This is a genomic window from Mesorhizobium sp. M7A.F.Ca.AU.001.01.1.1 (genome assembly GCF_004022735.1).
Classification (GTDB): domain Bacteria; phylum Pseudomonadota; class Alphaproteobacteria; order Rhizobiales; family Rhizobiaceae; genus Mesorhizobium; species Mesorhizobium ciceri.
The window spans coordinates 1-992 of the sequence record NZ_RZPF01001190.1 but is presented as its reverse complement, the minus strand read 5'-3'; the positions used below and the strand labels follow the sequence as shown (position 1 = coordinate 992).

The 992-nt window shown below is 65.7% G+C and carries 2 protein-coding genes; both read left to right on the top strand.

Going from position 1 to position 992, the window contains the following annotated elements; translation table 11 throughout:
- Positions 1–245: precorrin-8X methylmutase (locus EN884_RS36975; protein ID WP_206617768.1), on the top strand; the 245-nt coding region annotated here is incomplete at its 5' end.
- The coding region (locus EN884_RS36970; protein WP_128361178.1) for a precorrin-2 C(20)-methyltransferase at positions 242–992 on the top strand (751 nt) is incomplete at its 3' end. The genes EN884_RS36975 and EN884_RS36970, both read left to right, overlap by 4 nt.

Sequence of the window (992 nt, the reverse complement as noted above, 5' to 3'; positions counted from 1 at the left end):
GCTCTGTGGTTGCCATCGGCAATGCGCCGACCGCGCTATTCTATCTCCTGGAAAAACTGCGCGATGGCGCACCGAAGCCGGCGGCCATCATCGGCATGCCGGTCGGCTTCGTCGGTGCGGCCGAATCCAAGGATGCGCTGGCCGAGAATTCCTACGGCGTTCCCTACGCCATCGTGCGTGGCCGGCTTGGCGGCAGTGCCATGACCGCCGCCGCGCTCAATTCATTGGCGAGGCCTGGCCTGTGAACGCCTTTCTCAAAGGCCGCCTCGTTGGCGTCGGCACCGGTCCTGGCGACCCCGAACTGCTGACCCTAAAAGCCGCCCGCATCCTGGCCGAGGCCGATGTCGTGGCCTATTTCGCCAAGCGCGGCAACAACAGCAACGCCCGCGCCATCGTCGAAGCGCAGTTCCGGCCCGAAATGACGGAATTGCCGCTGCTCTATCCCGTCACAACCGAAATCGCCAGGGACCACGACGACTACCGCTCGCAGATCACGGCTTTCTACGAGGAGTCGGCCGAAAAGGTCGCCGAGCACCTCGAAGCCGGCAGAATGGTTGCGGTGCTGTCGGAGGGCGACCCGCTGTTCTACGGCTCTTACATGCATCTGCATGTGCGCCTCGCCCATCGTTTTCCGACCGAAGTCATCCCCGGCGTCACCGCCATGTCCGGCTGCTGGTCGCAGACCGGTATTCCGATCGTCCAGGGCGACGACGTGCTCACCGTGCTGCCGGGCACGATGAGCGAGTTCGAGCTGACCCGCCGGCTGGCCGACACCGATGCCGCCGTCATAATGAAGGTCGGCCGCAACCTGCCCAAGATCAGGCGGGCGCTGGAGGCTACGGCCAAGCTGTCGCGCGCCGTCTATGTCGAGCGCGGCACCATGGCCGGCAGCGTCTCGATGAAGCTTGCCGACAAAAAGGACGACAAGGCGCCCTACTTCGCCATCGTGCTGGTCGCCGGCTGGTCCGGCCGCCCCGGCGCCGTGGGAGCGC